Annotated in this window: 15 protein-coding genes and 3 pseudogenes; 5 read left to right on the top strand and 13 right to left on the bottom strand. The window is 46.1% G+C overall.

The genetic code is table 11. The features are described from left to right. The first annotated feature begins 76 nt into the window (after positions 1 to 76). Positions 77 to 1633: an ABC-F family ATP-binding cassette domain-containing protein gene (locus KXZ66_RS04050; protein ID WP_014476110.1), complete on the top strand. Its 1557-nt coding sequence runs from the start codon at positions 77 to 79 to the stop codon at positions 1631 to 1633. A gap of 109 nt (positions 1634 to 1742) precedes the next feature. Here the strand turns inward: KXZ66_RS04050 and KXZ66_RS04045 are convergent. Then, positions 1743 to 1896: pseudogene (locus tag KXZ66_RS04045) on the bottom strand (hypothetical protein). A gap of 31 nt (positions 1897 to 1927) precedes the next feature. Here KXZ66_RS04045 and KXZ66_RS22515 point away from each other — a divergent pair. Continuing rightward, positions 1928 to 2052: pseudogene (locus KXZ66_RS22515) on the top strand (GNAT family N-acetyltransferase); the annotation flags it as partial. Positions 2053 to 2088: 36 nt separating this feature from the next. Here the strand turns inward: KXZ66_RS22515 and KXZ66_RS04040 are convergent. The 6 genes from KXZ66_RS04040 to yfmT all read right to left on the bottom strand — a co-directional run bounded on the left by KXZ66_RS04040 (position 2089) and on the right by yfmT (position 8815). Beyond that, entirely contained in the window at positions 2089 to 3279 is a 1191-nt protein-coding gene (locus tag KXZ66_RS04040) for an MFS transporter (RefSeq protein ID WP_219144816.1), read from the bottom strand. Positions 3280 to 3344: 65 nt separating this feature from the next. Next, entirely contained in the window at positions 3345 to 3767 is a 423-nt protein-coding gene (locus KXZ66_RS04035) for a MerR family transcriptional regulator (protein WP_014479143.1), read from the bottom strand. 124 nt (positions 3768 to 3891) lie between these two features. Beyond that, a complete protein-coding gene (locus KXZ66_RS04030; protein ID WP_219144815.1) occupies positions 3892 to 4338 on the bottom strand; it encodes a YfmQ family protein in 447 nt (148 codons plus the stop codon). Positions 4339 to 4460: 122 nt separating this feature from the next. Continuing rightward, positions 4461 to 6350, bottom strand: a complete 1890-nt coding sequence (locus KXZ66_RS04025) for an ABC-F family ATP-binding cassette domain-containing protein (RefSeq protein ID WP_128441441.1) — start codon at positions 6348 to 6350, stop codon at positions 4461 to 4463. 133 nt (positions 6351 to 6483) lie between these two features. After that, entirely contained in the window at positions 6484 to 6888 is a 405-nt protein-coding gene (locus tag KXZ66_RS22800; RefSeq protein WP_369888597.1) for a methyl-accepting chemotaxis protein, read from the bottom strand. A gap of 469 nt (positions 6889 to 7357) precedes the next feature. Continuing rightward, positions 7358 to 8815 (bottom strand): benzaldehyde dehydrogenase, encoded by a 1458-nt coding sequence (gene yfmT / locus KXZ66_RS04015; RefSeq protein ID WP_014479141.1) that lies wholly within the window; start codon positions 8813 to 8815, stop codon positions 7358 to 7360. A gap of 249 nt (positions 8816 to 9064) precedes the next feature. Between yfmT and KXZ66_RS04010 the strand changes: the two genes are divergently transcribed. The 3 genes and pseudogenes from KXZ66_RS04010 to KXZ66_RS04000 all read left to right on the top strand — a co-directional run bounded on the left by KXZ66_RS04010 (position 9065) and on the right by KXZ66_RS04000 (position 12590). Beyond that, on the top strand, positions 9065 to 10450 hold the full coding sequence (locus tag KXZ66_RS04010) for a branched-chain amino acid transporter BcaP (RefSeq protein WP_003233771.1): 1386 nt from the start codon (positions 9065 to 9067) through the stop codon (positions 10448 to 10450). Positions 10451 to 10541: 91 nt separating this feature from the next. Beyond that, positions 10542 to 11249, top strand: a pseudogene (locus tag KXZ66_RS04005) (YjjG family noncanonical pyrimidine nucleotidase). 111 nt (positions 11250 to 11360) lie between these two features. After that, positions 11361 to 12590 carry an MFS transporter gene (locus KXZ66_RS04000; protein ID WP_003243467.1) on the top strand — a complete coding sequence of 410 codons (1230 nt, stop codon included), beginning with the start codon at positions 11361 to 11363 and terminating at the stop codon, positions 12588 to 12590. A gap of 29 nt (positions 12591 to 12619) precedes the next feature. Here KXZ66_RS04000 and KXZ66_RS03995 read toward each other — a convergent pair whose 3' ends face one another. The 6 genes from KXZ66_RS03995 to ltaS1 all read right to left on the bottom strand — a co-directional run bounded on the left by KXZ66_RS03995 (position 12620) and on the right by ltaS1 (position 19594). Next, the gene (locus KXZ66_RS03995; protein WP_015482937.1) at positions 12620 to 13555 is read right to left on the bottom strand and encodes a putative nucleotide-diphospho-sugar transferase; all 936 of its coding nucleotides are present in this window, start codon (positions 13553 to 13555) and stop codon (positions 12620 to 12622) included. Beyond that, complete coding sequence (locus KXZ66_RS03990; protein WP_038829569.1) at positions 13556 to 14734, bottom strand: glycosyltransferase family 2 protein; 1179 nt, start codon at positions 14732 to 14734, stop codon at positions 13556 to 13558. Positions 14735 to 14762: 28 nt separating this feature from the next. Then, a complete protein-coding gene (locus tag KXZ66_RS03985; RefSeq protein ID WP_038829570.1) occupies positions 14763 to 15674 on the bottom strand; it encodes a putative nucleotide-diphospho-sugar transferase in 912 nt (303 codons plus the stop codon). 23 nt (positions 15675 to 15697) lie between these two features. Then, a complete protein-coding gene (locus KXZ66_RS03980) occupies positions 15698 to 16666 on the bottom strand; it encodes a GDP-mannose 4,6-dehydratase (protein WP_003233783.1) in 969 nt (322 codons plus the stop codon). Positions 16667 to 16672: 6 nt separating this feature from the next. Further along, positions 16673 to 17437: a glucose-1-phosphate cytidylyltransferase gene (locus KXZ66_RS03975; protein WP_041851194.1), complete on the bottom strand. Its 765-nt coding sequence runs from the start codon at positions 17435 to 17437 to the stop codon at positions 16673 to 16675. A gap of 237 nt (positions 17438 to 17674) precedes the next feature. After that, positions 17675 to 19594 (bottom strand): lipoteichoic acid synthase LtaS1, encoded by a 1920-nt coding sequence (ltaS1, locus tag KXZ66_RS03970; protein ID WP_031315513.1) that lies wholly within the window; start codon positions 19592 to 19594, stop codon positions 17675 to 17677. Positions 19595 to 19711: the final 117 nt, after the last annotated feature.

Here is a 19711-nt window from a genome sequence, read left to right as displayed (position 1 = left end):
CGAATCCTCCTTTATAATCAAAAGGGTGAATATTACACGCCGATTGTGCGTGTTTGATAACGATAGAGGTGTAAACATGAGTATTTTATCTGTAAAGGATTTAAGCCACGGCTTCGGGGACCGGGCCATTTTTAATAACGTTTCCTTCCGCCTGTTAAAAGGCGAGCACGTCGGCTTGATCGGCGCAAACGGTGAAGGAAAATCAACCTTCATGAATATTATTACCGGAAAGCTTGAACCTGATGAGGGAAAAGTCGAATGGTCAAAAAATGTCCGTGTCGGATACCTTGATCAGCATACCGTGCTGGAAAAAGGAAAATCCATTCGCGACGTCCTGAAAGACGCATTCCATTATTTATTTGCGATGGAAGAGGAAATGAACGAGATTTACAACAAAATGGGCGAGGCTGATCCCGACGAGCTCGAAAAGCTGCTTGAAGAAGTCGGCGTCATTCAAGACGCGCTGACAAACAATGATTTTTATGTCATTGATTCCAAGGTGGAAGAAATCGCCCGCGGTCTCGGTTTGAGCGATATCGGATTAGAGCGAGATGTCACCGATTTGAGCGGCGGACAGCGCACAAAGGTCCTTCTCGCTAAGCTGCTCCTTGAAAAGCCGGAAATTCTGCTTCTCGATGAGCCGACCAACTATCTTGATGAACAGCATATTGAATGGCTGAAACGCTACCTGCAGGAATACGAGAACGCGTTCATCCTGATTTCCCACGATATTCCGTTCTTGAATAGTGTCATCAACCTGATTTATCACGTTGAAAATCAAGAGCTGACACGCTATGTCGGCGACTACCATCAGTTTATGGAAGTCTACGAGGTGAAGAAACAGCAGCTTGAAGCGGCCTACAAAAAGCAGCAGCAGGAAGTCGCAGAGCTGAAAGATTTCGTCGCCCGCAACAAAGCGCGCGTCAGCACGAGAAACATGGCGATGTCCCGCCAAAAGAAACTCGATAAGATGGATATGATCGAGCTGGCGGCAGAAAAGCCAAAGCCGGAATTCCACTTTAAGCCGGCGAGAACGTCAGGCAAGCTGATTTTTGAAACAAAGGATCTCGTGATCGGTTACGATTCCCCGCTGTCCCGTCCGCTCAACCTCCGCATGGAGCGCGGCCAAAAAATTGCCCTTTACGGCGCGAATGGGATCGGAAAAACGACATTGCTGAAAAGTTTGCTTGGTGAAATCCAGCCGCTCGAAGGCTCTGTTGAACGCGGTGAGCACATCTATACCGGCTATTTCGAGCAAGAGGTCAAGGAAACAAACAACAATACGTGCATCGAAGAAGTATGGAGCGAATTCCCTTCTTATACGCAGTATGAAATCCGTGCCGCTCTGGCAAAATGCGGACTTACGACAAAGCATATCGAAAGCCGCGTCTCCGTATTAAGCGGAGGCGAAAAAGCGAAAGTCAGATTGTGCAAGCTAATCAACTCAGAAACAAACCTGCTGGTGCTCGATGAGCCGACAAACCACTTGGATGTCGATGCCAAGGAAGAGCTCAAGCGCGCCCTGAAAGAATATAAAGGCTCCATTCTGCTCATTTCCCACGAGCCAGATTTTTATATGGATATCGCGACAGAAACGTGGAACTGCGAGTCTTGGACGACGAAAGTGCTTTAATTTATAAAAAAACCCGCCTGCTAAAGAGCGGGTTTTTTACTGCCATTTATTCTGAACGATTCTCAAAAGCTCTCTGTCTTTTAAAATGGAGATGTGAATTCATCAAGTGTCAGCTCTCTTTTGGCAGACAGCTCAAAATCCTCCTCATCTGTCCAAGCGGTAAACCACTCGGGCGAAAAGCTGTTTTTCATGACGCTGTGTATGTAATGATAGAGCACCTGTAAACACTTCTGATCATATTCGTCAGGCTTTGCCTTATCCATGGCAAACGTCCCCTCTACAGCATGAACCATCAACGGAGTTAAAAAAATCTCACTGAATGTCCTGGAAACAAACGAAAAGGAATCTTAAAAAAGGAGAAATTGCTTTCTGACGGAAATTACTACAATACGGTAGTAATGGGAAGATTCCACGATTAAAAAAAGACACTGCATCTGTGGCAGTGTCTTTCGTTATTAATGACCCGCCTTAATTCCGGCAAGATGTTTACGTCCCATGAGAAGGACAAGCATGCCGACAAAAACGACGATCCCGCCTACTGTATATGGTGTGCTTGCGGTGAAGTGCTCTGACAGCATTCCCGCAATCCACGGAGCGAGCGCACCGCCGATGAAGCGGACTGAGCTGTAGGCTGAAGACGCGATTGAACGTTCAACCGGCGCAGAACCCATCACAGCGGTTGTCATGATCGTATTCACCATACCGAGGACAGCACCAGCGACAACGATACATGTAATAATCAATGTCTGATGCTCTGTCCAGATCCCCATGATCATGAGAATGACTGCAAAGGCGATAAAGAGAACAACCAAGGAACGCACTGTGCCCAGCGCTTTGTGCACGAGCGGCGCAGTAAAGACTGACGTAACAGCCAGCAGAAGACCCCAGCCAAAGAAGACATATCCGAGACCGTGTTCATCTAAATTCAGTACGAACGGAGAATAAGCAAGCAAAATAAAAAATCCAAAGTTGTATAAGAACGCAGATACCGCCATCGTCAGCAGACCTTTATATTTGAGCGCCTTCATCGCATCAAACACACCGACGCGTTTCGCCGGTTTCGGCAATTTCGGCAGCATGAAAGAAATCGCGATTAACGCAATAAACATCAGGACAGATACCCCAAAAAACGGTGCGCGCCATGAAATGCTTCCAAGCTCTCCGCCTGCAAGCGGCCCGACGGAAATCCCAAGACCGAGCGCAGCTTCATACAAAATAATCGCTTGGGCGCTGCCCCCGACTGACACGCCGACGATAACCGCAAGCGCTGTTGAAATAAACAAAGCATTACCTAATCCCCAGCCGCCGCGATAGCCGACTAGCTGAGCAATTGAGCTTGAACTGCCGCCAAGCCCCGCAAACACAATAATAAAAATAAGTCCGAGAATTAACGTCCATTTCGCGCCGATGCGGCTGGAAATGGCTCCTGAGAAAAACATCATAAATCCGGTTACAAGCAAATAACTTGTAAACAAGAGTGATACTTCACTAGGTGAAGCATGTAGTTGTGCGGCAATGGCCGGAAGAATTGGATCGACCAGCCCGATTCCCATAAAGGAAATCACACAGGCAAATGCGACAGCCCATACCGCTTTTGGCTGGCTGAGCAAACCCGTTTTCTGATTCACTTGTGTTGTCTTATCCATTTGACCTAACCTCCATCTTTATTCCATTAAAAGAAACGCTACAAAAATAGCGTTTAACAAACTTTTCATTCGATTGATTGAATGGCGCGTTCCGCTTTGCCTTTCATGCCTTGCAGGCGTTCTTTAAAGCTTTGGAATGTGCGGATTTTCTCATCAATCAAACTCAGCTGGTGATTCAGGGTTTCCTGAATTTCCTCCAGTTTTTCTTTCCGTTCCTTAGGATCCAGTGACAACAAATACCCCTCTTTGTTTAACTCTAGCTGGCGGCTGGTTTCCATGAAATGCTGAAGCTCCTGAAGGGAAAAACCGAGCACCTCTTTTGTGCTGATGACTTTCTCAAGCTCCTCCATATCATCCTCTGAATAAAGCCTTACGCCGCCGTCTGTCCGTTTCGGCGCCGGAATCAAGCCGATTTCTTCATAAAACCGGATGGTCCGCTTTGTCAGTCCGCTTCTTTTGGCCACTTGATCAATCTTCATCCATTCCAAGGTAAATCCCCCTTCGCCGTTTCTGTTACCATTATACACCTTTTGAACCTTAACGTAAACGTTAAGTTTTAAAAAACAATAAAAAAGACGAGTAGCATAAAGCACCCGTCTTTCACTTTCCTGTTTAAGCTAAACTTCCCGCCACTGACAGAGACTCTTTTTGAAGGCTTTCAGAAAGCACTCGATACGCGATCACTTTCTTCTTGTACTGTTTCACGACGTCGATATGGTCGTCGTAGCGGTACACGAACAGCTTCACGTCTCTTTTTCCTTTTTTTGTATCTATCACCAGCGGCGTGCCGCCGTTTGCCGGATGTAAATAACGCTCTTCATCACCTGGATAGATATAATATTTCTCCAGGAAGACAGCTTCGTTAAATTGATCAATCACTTTCTGCTTCTCTGTACCCTCGAGACGTTTTCCATCTAGAGAGAGACTCGCATTTTCGCCACTAAGCTTGGCGTGCACTTCAAATTTGCTGAGCAGCCATTCTATGACGCCTGTAGGAAGACAGGTCAATACGATTTTCACCAGACTCATGAGAATTAACATCACGATCGCCCATGTCATACTTCATCATCTCCGTTAGTTTTCCATGTGCCGCTGACACACAATTTTATCCTAACATAAGCAGGCCGGTTCGTTTTTGTCCATTATGTGAAAAAAAGCGCGGCCTGCTGCGGCCGCGCTTTTTAGCTTTCCAGTTCTTCGATCATGAGGGACAATTCTGTCCAGCGGTCCATCGCAGCCTCAAGCTCTTCAGCAGTTTTCGCCTGCTCGGCCATCAGCTCTTGGATTTTGCCAAAATCACTGCCTGCTGCGGCGATGTCAGCTTCGAGCTGCTCATGCTTTTCTTCCAGCTGGGCAATTTTATCTTCGATGCCATCCCATTCCAGCTGGTCTTTGTAAGAAAGCTTTTTCCGTTTTTTCTTCGGCTCGGCTTCAGCCGTTTTTTCCTCAGCTGTCGGTTTTGGGGCCGCTTTTTTCGCTTTTGACTCCTCCATATAGTCGCTATAGGAGCCTTGAAAGCGGGAAATGACGCCATTTCCTTCAAATACAATCAAACGGTCGACGACGCGGTCAAGGAAATAGCGGTCATGGGATACGGTGATGACGACGCCAGGGAACTGGTCAATATAATCCTCAAGAACGCTTAATGTTTCAGTATCCAAATCGTTCGTCGGCTCATCGAGAAACAGGACATTCGGCTCCTGCATGAGAACCTGAAGCAAGTATAAACGGCGTTTTTCCCCGCCGGACAGCTTGCGGATATACGTCTGCTGCATCGAACGCGGGAAGAGGAAACGCTCGAGCATTTGTTCAGCTGTAATCATATCGCCATCTGCCGTTTTTACGACCTCCGCCGTTTCTTTTATATAGTCAATGACCTTTAACTCACCGTTCATTTCACTATGATCCTGAGTATAGTAGCCGATTCTGACCGTCTGTCCGATCGTAATATCGCCTCCGTCCGGCGTATGACGGCCGGCAAGGGCATTTAACAGCGTTGTTTTCCCGATGCCGTTCGGCCCGATGATCCCGATCCGTTCACCTGGTATGACAAGTTCATTAAAACGGTCGACGAGCATGCGGCCGTCATAAGCGATCATGACGTTCTCCGCTTCAATAACCTGTTTTCCGAGACGGTGCGAGCCAATGGCAAAATCGAGTGAACCTGATGACTGAGGGCCTTTCTGCTCTTTAAGCGACTCTACCCGGTCAATTCTCGCCTTTTGTTTTGTGGAGCGGGCTTTCGCTCCCCGTCTGAGCCAAGCCAGCTCGCGGCGCAGCAGGTTTTGCCGCTTCGTTTCCTTTTGCTCAGCCTGCGCTTCCCGTTCCGCGCGTTTTTCTAAAAACACTTCATAGTTGCCTTTGTACGTGTAGAGACTGCCTCTTTCAAGCTCATAAATGCGGTTGGTGACACGGTTTAAGAAATATCTATCGTGCGTCACCAGCATGACGGCGCCGGGATATTGGCTTAAATACCCTTCAAGCCACTCAATCGTTTCATTATCCAAATGGTTTGTCGGCTCGTCCAAAATGAGCAGATCAGCGGGCTGAATTAAGTTTTTGGCAATGGCTACCCGTTTTTTCTGGCCGCCTGAGAGCTCATTGACCGGTTTTGTTACGTCGTTGACGCCCAGCTTAGACAATACGGTTTTTGCCAAGGTGTTTGCATCCCATGCATTGTTTGCGTCCATTTTCGCTTGTGCTGCCAGCAGGTGTTTCTGGCGCTGTTCATTTTCGGGATCTTTCCCCAGTTCATACAGCGCTTTTTCATATTCACGCAAGGTTTTCATCACAGCCGATTCACCGGAATAGATATGCTCCAGCACTGTTTGCCCCGCAGGCAGCTCCGGGTCTTGATGAAGAAATTCGACCTGCACGCTTCCAGATTTCGTGATTTCTCCTTCTTCGATAGATTCCAAGCCGGCAATCACTTTCAGCAGCGTTGATTTTCCTGTTCCGTTCGGTCCGATCAATCCGATTCTCTCATTCTCTTCAATATGAAAGGAGATATGGTCAAATAATGTTTTATCTCCGTATGTTTTATAAAGATTTTCCGCTTTTAATATGCTCATGGTTCCTATCAATCCTCACGTAAGTTCATGTGTACATTTTAAATCAGCCGCTGGAATAAAACTAGTAAAACGTCAGACGAATTTCATGGAAATGCAGGATAGAAAAAGACCGGGGACATTTGTCCCCGGTCTTTTACTCTTCCTCAAGCGCTTTTTCGGCCATTTTTGCAAGATGCTGTGCGCTTCCTGAAATCTCCTGCATTGTGGCGGAAATTTGTTCAACAGCAGCGGCTTGTCCGTCTGTATGCTGGTTAATCGACTCAATGGATTCCTCCAGCCCTTTCAGCAGGCTGTGGATTTTTTTCGTAATCTGGTCAATTTGGCCGACATTTTCTTTTGAATGCGTTGCTAGCTTTCTGATCTCATCTGCGACGACAGAGAAGCCTTTTCCGGACTCCCCTGCTCTTGCCGCTTCGATCGCGGCGTTCAAGCCGAGCAGATTGCTTTGGTCAGAGATGCCTTTAACAGTTACTGAAATATCGGCGATTTCACCGGCGCTTTCGCTTACTTTTTTCGCCTGAGAGGAAATGCCCGACATTTGAGTTGAAAACCCGTTAATTGATTCAGAAATGTCGGAAATAGCCGCGGCTGTTTGTTCAACGACAGCTGATAAGCTTTCCGCGACATCATGCAGCTTTGACGACTCCTCAAGGCTCGTTCCGAGGCCGACGCCTCCAATGACTCTTCCATTCTCGTCGTGCAGCGGGATGGCACGCGCGATCAATGGGAAGCCGAACAATTCTTTCGGAACCATGCTCGTCTTCTTCTGATTGCTTCGGATGGCATCTGTGATGATATCCCCTTCCTGCAGCGGATCGCCGGCTTTTACGTTCAGCGAAAAGGTTTTGGCCGGTATATTCACGAGCAGTTTTTCCGTATCATAAATGCCGATTGTAATATCATCCTGAACCAGGCTGTTTAAATAAGGGGCTACTTTGATAAATGCGTCCAGAATATCTGCGGTTTCTTTTTCCGTATTTATGGTCAATTCCATTCACTCCTTTTCATTAATAAGGGAAGCTGCGTTTTTCGTGCTGGACCGAGATCCATTTCAGCGTTGTAAATTCTTCGAGACTCCACTCACCGTTTAAACGGCCGAGGCCTGATTGCTTTTCACCGCCGAAGGCTACATTCGGTTCATCATTGATGGTCGTGTCATTGACGTGAATCATGCCTGTTTCAATGCGTTTCGCAAAAGCCACGCCGCGCTCAAGATTTGACGTATGTACGGCACCGCTCAAGCCAAACGGGGTTTCGTTTGCGATATCCACCGCTTCGTCTTCTGAATCAAACTTCATAAAGGAGACGACTGGTCCGAACAGCTCTTCCTTGGCAATGCTCATGAACGGTTTGACGTCTTTTAAGATCGTCGGTTCCACGATCGTCCCGTTAAATCCGCCAAGCTTCACTGGTACAGCGCCTTCTTCAATTGCTTGCTCAACAGTCTTCATCAGCCCGTCCGTCTGTCTGCTGTTGATTAATGGCCCGATAATCGTATCAGGATCCATTGGGTCGCCGACTTTCAGCGATTCTACTTTTGCCTGGTACAGCTCAAGGAACTTGTCATAAATAGAAGAATGAACTAGCACGCGGTTGGCTGACATGCAAATCTGTCCTTGATGTGTAAATCGGCTGAACACCGCCGCATTGACCGCATATTCTATATCTGCATCCTCAAGTACGATGAAGGCGCTGTTTCCGCCAAGCTCAAGAAGCGGCTTTTTAAAATGCTTCATCGCAAGCTGTCCGATGTAGCTGCCGACTTTCGTAGAACCGGTAAATGAGATGATCCGCGGCACTGGATGCTCAACGAAGCTGTCGCCGATTTCAGCAATGTCTGTGACAACAACATTCAGCAGCCCCGCTGGAATTCCCGCGTTCTCAAAAATTTTCGCAATCAGCGTTCCGCCGCAAATCGGCGTTTCCTCATGCGGCTTTAGCACAACGCCATTGCCGGCTCCGAGTGCAGGCGCCACTGATTTCATAGATAAAAAGAATGGGAAGTTAAACGGACTGATGACACCGACAACGCCTGCCGGCACACGATATAATCTGTTTTCCTTGCCATCTATTGTGGACGGAAGAATTTTCCCCTCCATGCGGATTGGGAACGTTGCCGCTTCTTTCATGATGTTTTTGACAAGTCCGATTTCAAAAGCCGCTTTGAGCCTTGTACCGCCTAGCTCCTCCATAATCAAATAAATAATGGCTTCTTCATTTTCTTCAATATACGTGACGGCTTTTTCTAAAATGGTTCTTTTCTCAAACGGATTGACCGCATCCCATTTTTTCTTTGCCAGCGCCGCTGCCCGATACGCTTCATCTACATCGTCAGCAGTCGCTTTACGGAATGTTGTGAATGTTTTTTGAGTATAAGGATTTTTGTTTTCCAATACATTTGGGCTGCTGCCCTCCTGCCATTTCCCGCCGATAAACTGTTTATTCAACTCTTCATATTGAAACATGGTCAGCATCTCCTTTATAACCGCAAATCAAAATATGGGCGAATCTATTTTTTCTATCGGTTCATCTTGCATAAAATTGAATATACGATTAGTAAAAATTACTATCCTATGATACGACAACGCTGTTTCGCTTCTATCATTTAAAGCAGAAAAATATTTTATTGACTGCGTCAAATTTCGACAATATAATACAACAAGAACTGTATATAATGATTAGAATATTTTGAATATTTACAGGAGGAACTTTTGATGAGTTCATTATTTAGAAAAAAACCGCTTGAAACATTGAGTGCGCAGAGCAAGTCAAAAAGCCTTGCCCGTACGTTAAGCGCATTTGATTTAACCTTGCTCGGTATCGGTTGTGTCATCGGTACAGGGATTTTTGTCATTACAGGAACAGTGGCAGCGACCGGTGCAGGTCCCGCCCTCATCATATCGTTTATTTTAGCGGGGCTCGCCTGTGCGCTGGCTGCTTTCTGTTATGCTGAGTTTTCGTCTTCCATTCCGATTTCGGGAAGCGTGTACTCCTACTCATACGTGACACTTGGAGAGCTGCTCGCCTTTTTGATCGGATGGGATCTCATGCTTGAATATGTCATTGCACTGTCGGCGGTTGCCACCGGCTGGTCTTCATACTTTCAATCACTGCTTGCCGGCTTCAATCTTCATATTCCGGCTGCACTGACAGGAGCGCCGGGAAGCACGGCGGGCGCCGTATTTAACCTTCCGGCTGCGGTGATCATTCTCCTCATCACTGCGATTGTCAGCAGAGGCGTCAAGGAAAGCACACGCTTTAACAACGTCATCGTACTGATGAAAATCGCGATCATATTATTGTTCATTATTGTCGGCATCGGCTATGTGAAACCGGATAACTGGTCTCCTTTTATGCCATTCGGGATGAAAGGCGTCATACTTAGCGCTGCCACTGTATTCTTCGCGTACCTTGGGTTTGACGCGGTTTCTAACGCATCAGAGGAAGTGAAAAATCCGCAAAAAAACATGCCCGTCGGCATTATTTCAGCTCTAGCCGTCTGTACGGTTCTGTACATCGCGGTATCGCTTGTGCTGACAGGCATGATGCCTTATGCCAAATTGAATGTCGGAGATCCTGTATCCTTTGCTCTGAAATTCGTCGGACAGGACGCTGTTGCCGGAATTATTTCTGTCGGTGCGATTATCGGGATTACGACGGTGATGCTCGCTTTGCTGTACGCTCAGGTTCGTTTGACATTTGCCATGAGCAGAGACGGCCTTCTGCCTGGATTGTTCGCAAAGGTTCATCCGTCATTTAAAACCCCGTTCCGCAACACATGGCTGACAGGGATCGTTGCAGCGGGAATCGCCGGCTTTATTAACCTCGGAACGCTAGCCCATCTGGTGAACATGGGAACACTTGCCGCGTTTACGGTCATATCTATTGCTGTCATTGTGCTAAGAAAGAAACATCCTGAAATCAAGGCGTCCTTCAGAGTGCCGTTCGTTCCGGTTGTGCCGATTATCAGCGCAGGCATCTGCCTCTGGTTCATGTACAGCCTTCCCGGCGTCACATGGCTTTCATTTGTCATCTGGATCGCTGTCGGAACACTGGTTTACTTCCTATATTCGAGAAAACACAGCTTATTAAACAAATAATCTCTTTTCAGCCGGCGGTGCCTCACCCGCCGGCTTTTTCCTATTTTTATGTGCTATACTTTGAATACATATGAGAAAGGGAGACACACAGATGAAACGATACCGCACTTTATTATTTGATGTAGATGATACCATCCTTGATTTTCAAGCGGCAGAAGCTTTAGCCCTGCGTTTGCTGTTTGAAGATCAGAACATTCCTTTAACAAATGACATGAAGGCGCAGTATAAAACCATCAATCAAGGTCTCTGGAGAGCCTTTGAAGAAGGTAAGATGACACGGGATGAAGTCGTAAACACACGTTTCTCCGCTTTGCTCAAGGAGTAAGTTTACGAAGCGGACGGCGCTTTGCTTGAGCAAAAATACCGCCGCTTTCTTGAAGAAGGACATCAGCTTATTGACGGTGCATTTGATCTCATCTCAAATCTGCAGCAACAGTTTGATTTGTACATCGTGACAAACGGCGTGTCTCACACACAATATAAGCGTCTCCGTGATTCAGGATTATGTCCATTCTTCAAGGACATTTTCGTTTCTGAAGACACAGGCTTCCAAAAGCCGATGAAGGAATATTTCGATTACGTATTTGAACGGATTCCTCAATTTTCAGCAGAGCACACATTAATCATTGGGGATTCACTGACTGCTGATATCAAAGGCGGACAGCTCGCCGGACTTGACACTTGTTGGATGAACCCTGACATGAAGCCGAATGTGCCAGAGATCATACCAACCTATGAGATTCGTAAGCTTGAAGAGCTATATCACATTTTGAATATCGAAAATACCGTCAGCTCCTAATCAGGCTGACGGTATTTCTTTCATAAGAATCTTTTTTCCTCTTGATAAATTCTTCACCTTATGAATAATATGGTGGTATGCTTTGGTTATATATGTAAGGAGGAGACTCAATTGGCTATCGCCGCCCCGTTAAAAGAAAAAACAGTTCAAAAACCAGGCACCACGGTGTATCCGATTTTGATTATTATCGGAATTTGCCATATGCTCAACGATTCGCTTCAGGCTGTGATTCCGGCCATGTTCCCTATTTTGGAACGCTCCATGAGCCTGACGTTTACACAGCTCGGCATCATCGCTTTCACATTAAACATGGTGTCATCCGTCATGCAGCCTGTTGTCGGCTGGTATACCGATAAACGGCCGCGGCCGTATGCGCTGCCAGTCGGTTTGACCGCCAGCATGCTTGGCATTTTGGGCCTTGCATTTGCCCCGTCATTCATAACGATCTTATGCTGTGTGTTTTTCATTGGATTAGGCTCGGCCATTTTCCACCCGGAGGGCTCCCGTGTGGCGTATATGGCCGCCGGCACAAAACGCGGGCTCGCCCAGTCGATTTATCAGGTGGGCGGAAACTCAGGCCAGGCGATGGCGCCGCTGATCACCGCGCTGATCCTTGTACCGCTCGGGCAATTCGGCGCTGTTTGGTTCACGCTTGTCGCCGCGCTTGCTGTTATGTTTCTCATGTATATTGCGAAATGGTACGCCTCACGTCTCGGCAGCCTTGCCCAGAAATCAGGCAAACAAAAGAAAACGGCTGAAAACACGGCCATCACCAAATCTGTTGTATCTGCTCTTATTATTATTATATTTCTCATTTTTGCTCGTTCTTGGTATACGAGTGCGATCGGTAACTTTTACACGTTTTACGCGATGGATACCTATCACGTAAGCATTCAGCAGGCACAAAGCTATATTTTTGTCTTCTTGCTGTTCGGCGCAATCGGCACGTTTCTCGGCGGCCCGCTTGCAGACCGTTTTGGAAAACGCTTCGTTATCCTCGGTTCGCTGTTATGCTCGGCGCCGCTGGCGATTGTGCTGCCATTTGCCGGCCCGGTTCTCGCCTATGGCGTGCTCGCATTGATTGGCTTGGTTCTGATGTCGAGCTTTTCTGTAACGGTCGTCTACGCACAGGAGCTAGTTCCTGGAAAAATCGGCACAATGTCCGGTTTAACCGTCGGGCTTGCCTTCGGGATGGGCGCGATCGGCGCTGTGGCGCTGGGCGCTCTGATTGACGCAGCGGGACTGACCCCGACGATGATCGCCATTGCCTTTCTCCCTGTTCTCGGCATCCTTGCCTTCCTATTGCCAAGTGACCAGAAGCTGAGAGAATGGCATAGCTGAAAAAACCCCTGCCAGGCGGCAGGGGTTTTTTAATCCAGCTGGATAAAATGAGTGTCAGGCACTGCGTGCTTCGGGATAAAGCCATCCGCAAAGTCCGGAAACGCCGACTGTATTTCATCAATCCATCTTTTCAGATTTAATATATACGGCATATAAATCATCTCAATTGTCGCTTCGTCTTCAATCCGATAGTACCAGCAAAGATTAAACTCTTTTTCTGTCACCAGTGTAAACCCAGAGAAATGATAGAAAATCAGCGGCGTTTCATCTATATACACGCGGCCGTCCTTTTGCCCGACCTTATAGTTTTCGATATTCCAAAGCGCTGTATTGGCTCCTATTGATTTGACAACATGAACACCTTTAAACTGCGCCGGCCATTTCTCCACATATCTTTGATCACCGTATGTCTTTCGTTCCGTATCCATTTCGACCGTGCAAAATTCAATACAGTCCTGTCTCCACTGCCACACCGCTTCATATGCTTCCTTTGTATTACCGGCACCGACAAAGCCTGTATTAAAGCGTCCGGTTCGGTCGTAGTAGGACATGAAGCGCGGCGAATTACGATGATCAGTCAAATACAGAGACGCCGTTGGGTTTTCTGCAAAAATACGCGCCGGATCAGAAAAGAAAAATAGATCCGTATCCATATGGGCAAAGTACTCAGCGTCATCCCACTTGCTCATCACATGAAACAAAAAGGCGGGCTTTAACGTCCAGCAATATTCATGAAACGTTCTGTTGCTTTTCGCTTTCAGCAGCTCCGGGTCTTCCATTTCATGCAGCTGCACAAAGGTTACATGCTCCCATGGCACGTGCTGAAGCAATTCATACGCTTTCTGGTCGACACACAGCACATATAAATGAAAATCATCGCAATGCTCATGGAGAGAATGAATCATAGGCATGAGCTTAAAGATATGTGTCCTTGACACTATCGTTGAAAAATGAAATGTACTCACTTATACCACATCCAATGATCTAAGATCCACGTGCAGCAAATCGTTGACAAGCGCATACAGTGCGTTGGCAAAATCGTTCACGCCTAGCTTTTTCTTCGCTTTTGGCAGAAGCTTGCGGACAGTTTGTAAATCAAAGCTTTTCGCCGTCACCCTTGGGGCTTTCTTTCGCCAATCCGGATCAATGTTGCGCTCTTTAACAACATGCAGAAGCTCAAGAAACAGATTCAGCAGCATATCATATTTCTGAGACTCCAGCAGCTTTTGAATATCAGTCATGATTCTGTTCGTCATGTCAGGCGGGAACGGCCCGTTAAAAGCGAGATGAACGTCTAAGGAGCGGATGTTATTGTATTTATCGCACATATAGGCAATGTTGGCCCGAATATCATCTACAGACTTACAATTGCTTGGATGTTCCTGATGAACACTGACAATATCGCGGCGAAGCCTGAAGGTCAATCCGGCCTGATGAAGCCTGATCCCGAGGTCATAATCCTCAAACCCGTACCGCACAATGCCTTCGTCAAATAAACCGAGGTCAACCACATGCTTGCGTTTCACAGAGGAATTATTCGTGATAAAAAAGCGCCATGGCATATGATAGCCTTTCAAGTCATCGCCGTACTCATCTAAAATCTTCTTGAGCACGTCTATAAAGTCGGTATCGAGGTCAAAGCTTTTATCAAGAAAGCTTCCGTTTTTGATGTCCGCCTCCTCCAGCAGCTTTTGTTTGTCTTTCTTCGGCATTTCACCTGTGAGCTTTGCGAGCTGTTCCTTATGTTCTTCTTCAAACCGTTCATAATAAAAACTGTAGATCCGTTTCCAAAACAACCCGCACACGACGAGATTCTCTTCGTTCTCATGGGCTTTAATATGTTTTGCCACAAGGTCCTTTGCCGCAAGCATATCGCTGTCATGGAAAATCAGGATGTCTCCTCTGGCATTGCGAAGCGCCTGATTTCGTCCGTACGCAATGCCCCTGTTTTCTTTAATCCGTGTAAAGATCAGCGGAAAATCAGCTTGAAATGACTCAAGCATCGAGAGCGTCCCGTCCTCAGAGCCATTGTCCGCTACAATGACTTCGAATTCTTCATCGCACTCCTGCTGGTTTAATGACAGAAGGCTGTTGTAAAGACGCTCCTTCGAATTATATGCAGGAATAATAACGCTTGCTTTCACTTCATTTTCACTTCCTGTATTTACTCATTTATTTGTTGTCATCTTTTGAAGCAAAACCGTTAAATTCAGGGTCTAACGTTTTGATGTGCTGAATGATATGCGGCAGTGTCTCTTGATACAGTTCATGCACAAACGGCAGATCTGTGCGGGTTGTTTCATGAATCTGTTTGATTTCATTGATGCTGACGATTCGGTATCCGCTGAAATGATAAAAGATCAGCGGACTGCCATCCTCCAGCACGATCCGGCCATCTTTCCAGGAAAACGTATGCTGCCCATAATTCCAATGCCCGATGTTCACGCCGGGTGTTGTAATGTCACACACATTCGGAAACAGCTCAGACATATAATCCAAATAGCCCTGATCACCGAATTTTCCTTCACCCGGTGCATTTTTGCATTCCTCAAGACAGCGTTCCTTCCACCACTCCAAGCAATCCGTGCCTGCATCATCATGCTTGAAGCTGATAAACCCGGAATTATATCTGCCTAAAAGACGCTGCAGCATGTCAATCTGCTCTTTCTCAAAAGAAGGGATTACAATATCCCCCCGTGAAAGCAGCACCGAGCAGTCCGGCTGGTTTTCAAAAATCGGCGATGGATCTGCATAGAAAAAGAGATCCCCGTCAATATACGTCACACGCTCCAGCCCGGGATTGCTGTTCAGCACAGCTTGCAGAAAGATCGGCTTCATCGTCCAGCAATACTCACTTTGATCTCTAGTTTCCTTCAGCTTCAATAGCAATTCATTTTCAAGAGCGGCCACCGGCACAAGGTTCAGCTGCTTCATCTTCAGCTTCTGTAACACGCGGTGCGTATCTTCATCCATGCAAAGTATAAAAATGGGACTGTCTTGATCAACTAGCTCTAACGACTTAAACAAAGCGACTGCCTGATATAATCTTCCTTTTGATAAAACGGTGCAATACGCGCTGGTCACAGTCTTGTTCACCTCGTTTCACATTACTTTTTGAAGAATTCCGTATACCACTCAATCGTTTTTTCAAGTCCCTCATCAATGGTGTAGGCCGGTGTCCAATTCAGCAGCTTTCTTGCTTTTTCCGCGGATAAATATTGATGTTTGATTTCATTGCTTCCCTGATTCAGCACCTTAGGTTTCAGATTACTGTTCATTTTCTTTAATATTTTCTCTACCAGTTCAAGTACGGTCAGCTGGATCTCATTGCTGAAGTTAAAGGCCTCTCCGGCAAGATTGTTTTCTTCCATTTTTTCTGCAAGAAGCAGATAAGCCTGAACGGCGTCTTCAATATAGAAATAGTCCCGTACAAATGTGCCGTCGCTTCGGATTTCCGGCGCTTCCCCGTTCAGCACAAGCTGAATCGTCTGAGGAATGATGCGATTGAAGTTCAAATCTCCGCCGCCGTATAAGTTTCCACAGCGCGTAATGCAGACCGGAAGCCCGTACGTGTGAAAATAGGTGTGGCTGATCAGATCTGCACAGCTTTTTGAGACGTCGTACGGGTGCTTGCCTTGCAGCGGCATGTTTTCATCGTATGGAAGGTTTTCTTGATCGCCGTAAGCTTTATCACTTGAAGCGACAATGACCCGCTTAATTAACGGATGCTTGCGGCAGGCTTCGAGAATATTCCAGGTACCGAGGATATTCGCTTCAAAGGTAGAAATCGGGTTGCGGTTTGCTACGCCGACAATCGCTTGTGCAGCGAGATGAAAGACAGTGTCGATCTCATACTCGCCAAGCGCGCGTTCAATCACAGCCAAGTCCTCTAGAGAGCCCCGCACGATATTCATTTTCTTGATATGTTCTCCCTGATAAAGATTGGATTGAGGCACATGATCCCTGACAAGCCCCGTAACATTTGCGCCCTGATCGATCAGCTCTTTCACCAAATAGCTTCCTAAAAGACCTGTGCATCCCGTGACAAATACGTTTTTATTTTTCCAGAAACTCAAATCGATTCACCATACCTTCCATACTTGTTGTCCTTGATTCCACATTTTGTTGACTTCTAAGAGATTTTTATACGTATCGATGGCCGTCCAAAATCCATAATGGCGGTACACAGCAAGCTCCCCGTCTTTGGCAAGGTTCTTCAGCGGTTCATCTTCGAACATCGCGTTCCCGTCCTTCGGCAAATACTCGAAAACCTTTGGACTGAGAACGAAGAATCCGCCGTTGATGATTCCGTCACTTGATGTCTTCTCAGAAAATGTTTTCGCCATGCCGTCCTCAACCGTCAAGGTGCCAAACTGCGAGACTTTGTCAATGCCGGTGACAGTCGCGGCAACACCTTTTGTCTGATGATAGCTGATGAGATGGAAAAGATTGATATTGGCCAGCCCGTCCCCATAGGTGAGCAGAAATGTTTCATCACCGATATAGTCTTTCGCCTGCAAGATTCTTCCGGCTGTCAGCGTATCTTCCCCAGTCTCCAAAAACGTAATTTTCCACGTTTCAGGCTGCCCCAGGATCTGTACCTCTCCCGTAGAGCTGTCGAGTGTCAGGCTGTTGTGCTTCCATTCATAGTCGAGAAAGTATTCCTTGATTTTTTCTCCTTTATAGCCCAACAGCAGAATAAACTCGTTTACTCCGTAGTACTGATAAATTTTCATAATATGCCATAGAATCGGTTTGCCGCCTATCATGGCGAGCGGTTTAGGAATGTCATTCGTGACTTCACTCATTCTCGTTCCTTTTCCGCCGCAGAGAATGACCGCTTTCATCTCTACCCCTCATCTCTATGAATATTGAGTTCGAAACCTGGTACATCTTCACAATCTATCAAGGCATTTCCCCGATAATTTGTCCGATTTCAATACCGGTTTCAAAATCTACTGTAATGATATGAGAGAAAGCCAGCCTTGGTGACCAAATGGAATCTATTTTTTCAAGTTGGTTGTATAACCAAAAAAAAGAGCCTTGAGCGAAGGCAATGCGCCCGCTCAAGGCTCTTTTTCATCTTATTTGATTTCTTTCTCCTTGCCGTAATGATAGTCTGACGGATCAACGGCTTTGAAATCATTTAGTTTATGGAACCTCAGCAAGTCTTTGTACAGGACACTGTCTGAAAGGCTCAGCTGCTGGTTCACTCTTGTTTTCAGATTCTTCGTTTCTTCATTCGCTTTCAGTTTTTCACCAGTCTTCGTATCATAAATGACATTGTCGACTGATGTGTACTTCGGCGTTACGAAGTCTCCGTTTCTGAATGCCACTGTATCGTCGTGGTCTTTAGAGAATAAGTCAGTACCAAAGTTGATGTATTTCTGAGAATCAATTCCTTCTAAGTGCAGAAGTGTCGGCATGACGTCAATTTCGCCGCCATACGTATGGTTCACTCCGCCTTTTTTGCCAGGAACGCGGATCATCAGCGGCACACGCTGGTTCTGTGCGTTTTGATAATCTGTGATCTCTTTTCCAAGAATCTCTTTCATCGCTCGGTTATGGTTTTCAGAAATACCGTTATGGTCACCGTAAATCATGATGACTGAGTTGTCATACAGGCCGGCTTCCTTCAGCTCCTTGAAGAATTGCTCAAGCGCTTCGTCAAGGTAACGCGCTGTCTGGAAGTAGCTGTCAACTGTGTTATCGCCAGTTGTCGCTTTTTTAAGAGACGCGTCTTTTTCATCCAGGTTAAACGGATAATGGTTTGTCAAAGTAATCAAATGCGCGTAAAACGGCTGTTTAAGAGACTCAAGCTTTGGAATCGATTCTGTAAAGAACGGCTTATCCTTAAGTCCCATGTTAATCACATTTTCATCTGACATATCATACGTGCTTGCGTCGAAGAACTTGTCATATCCGATATGTTTGTAAATCTGGTCACGGTTCCAGAACGATTTGTAATCACCATGCAGGACGGCGCTTGTATAGCCTTCCTTCTGGTCTAAAATCGCAGGAAGCGATTGGTAAGTGTTTTCGCCTTTCGTCACAAACGCGGAGCCTTCAGGAAGACCGAAGATCGAGTTATCCATTGTCAGCTCGGCATCAGATGTTTTTCCCTGGCCTGTCTGATGGAAGAAGTTATCAAAATACGTCACATCTTCCCCGCCGTGCGCAAGTTTATTTAAGAAAGGCGTCACCTCTTCACCGTTTAGCTTGTAGTCAATCAGGAATGACTGGAAGCTTTCGAGGTGAATTTTAATGATATTTTTGCCTTTGGCAGAGCCGAAGTACTCGGCGTTTGGTTTCGCATAATGAGACGTCGTGTAATTCTCGACGCTTGTTAAATCATCGCTGCTTGCATAGGCCCGTTGCGTTTCTGTTTGAGCCGTCTGCACACCGTCATAAATGGTGTAGTTGTACAGACCTAAATACTTCACGATATAATTGCGGTCAAACGTTCTTGTCAGCAGCTGCGGACGGTCTTTTTCCGCATAGTGCAGGTTGATGAAAAACAGTGCGATCCCAGAAAGGATCACTAAAGACGCAAAGCGTTTTTTCATTTTGTATTCTTTTAATTCAGGTCTCCAGATCAATACCGCAATCAAAATGATAATATCTAAGAAATAGAAAATATCATGACCGGCCATGATACTGAAAATCCCGTCTCCCATGTTTCCAACGTTTCCGGACTGTTTAATGTTCGGGAACGTCAAGAAATCGTCAAAGAAACGATAGAATAAAATATTTGCATATAACACAAATGTCATCAAGAAATCGATAATCAGCATAATAATGGCTGATTTACGCCCTTTCGCCAGCAAAGCCAGTCCTAAAAAGAAGACGGCGCTTGAGAATGGGTTAAATATCAGGAGGATCTCCTGAGTTGTGCCTTTTACCCCAAGATTAAACTCAGTCTTGTAGGATAAATACGTTTTTGCCCAAAACAGTATAACAGCCAGCACAAAAAAGCTAAGTTTGTAAGAAAAAAGTTTCTTCATGGCAACCTCTACTTTCTTAAACACTTTAAGTTCTTCATTCATATTTACCTGCTCTTTATATCCTGCCTTCCAATTCCTTCTTTCCAAACAAAATCAAGGCATCACACAACAATAAAT

The organism is Bacillus sp. LJBS17, assembly GCF_019334685.1.
GTDB classification, from domain to species: Bacteria; Bacillota; Bacilli; order Bacillales; family Bacillaceae; genus Bacillus; species Bacillus subtilis.
Note: the sequence above shows the minus strand (reverse complement) of the source record. Positions and strands in the feature narration are given on the sequence as shown.

Bases quoted from the DNA above. Each gene is read 5' to 3' on its own strand.
- KXZ66_RS04025 (WP_128441441.1), bottom strand. From the start codon at position 6,350: ATGAGCATATTAAAAGCGGAAAATCTTTATAAAACATACGGAGATAAA.
- KXZ66_RS03975 (WP_041851194.1), bottom strand. From the start codon at position 17,437: ATGAAAGCGGTCATTCTCTGCGGCGGAAAAGGAACGAGAATGAGTGAA.
- KXZ66_RS04040 (WP_219144816.1), bottom strand. From the start codon at position 3,279: ATGGATAAGACAACACAAGTGAATCAGAAAACGGGTTTGCTCAGCCAG.
- KXZ66_RS04010 (WP_003233771.1), top strand. From the start codon at position 9,065: ATGAGTTCATTATTTAGAAAAAAACCGCTTGAAACATTGAGTGCGCAG.
- KXZ66_RS22800 (WP_369888597.1), bottom strand. From the start codon at position 6,888: ATGTCGGGCATTTCCTCTCAGGCGAAAAAAGTAAGCGAAAGCGCCGGT.
- KXZ66_RS04050 (WP_014476110.1), top strand. From the start codon at position 77: ATGAGTATTTTATCTGTAAAGGATTTAAGCCACGGCTTCGGGGACCGG.
- ltaS1 (WP_031315513.1), bottom strand. From the start codon at position 19,594: ATGAAGAAACTTTTTTCTTACAAACTTAGCTTTTTTGTGCTGGCTGTT.
- yfmT (WP_014479141.1), bottom strand. From the start codon at position 8,815: ATGTTTCAATATGAAGAGTTGAATAAACAGTTTATCGGCGGGAAATGG.
- KXZ66_RS04030 (WP_219144815.1), bottom strand. From the start codon at position 4,338: ATGACATGGGCGATCGTGATGTTAATTCTCATGAGTCTGGTGAAAATC.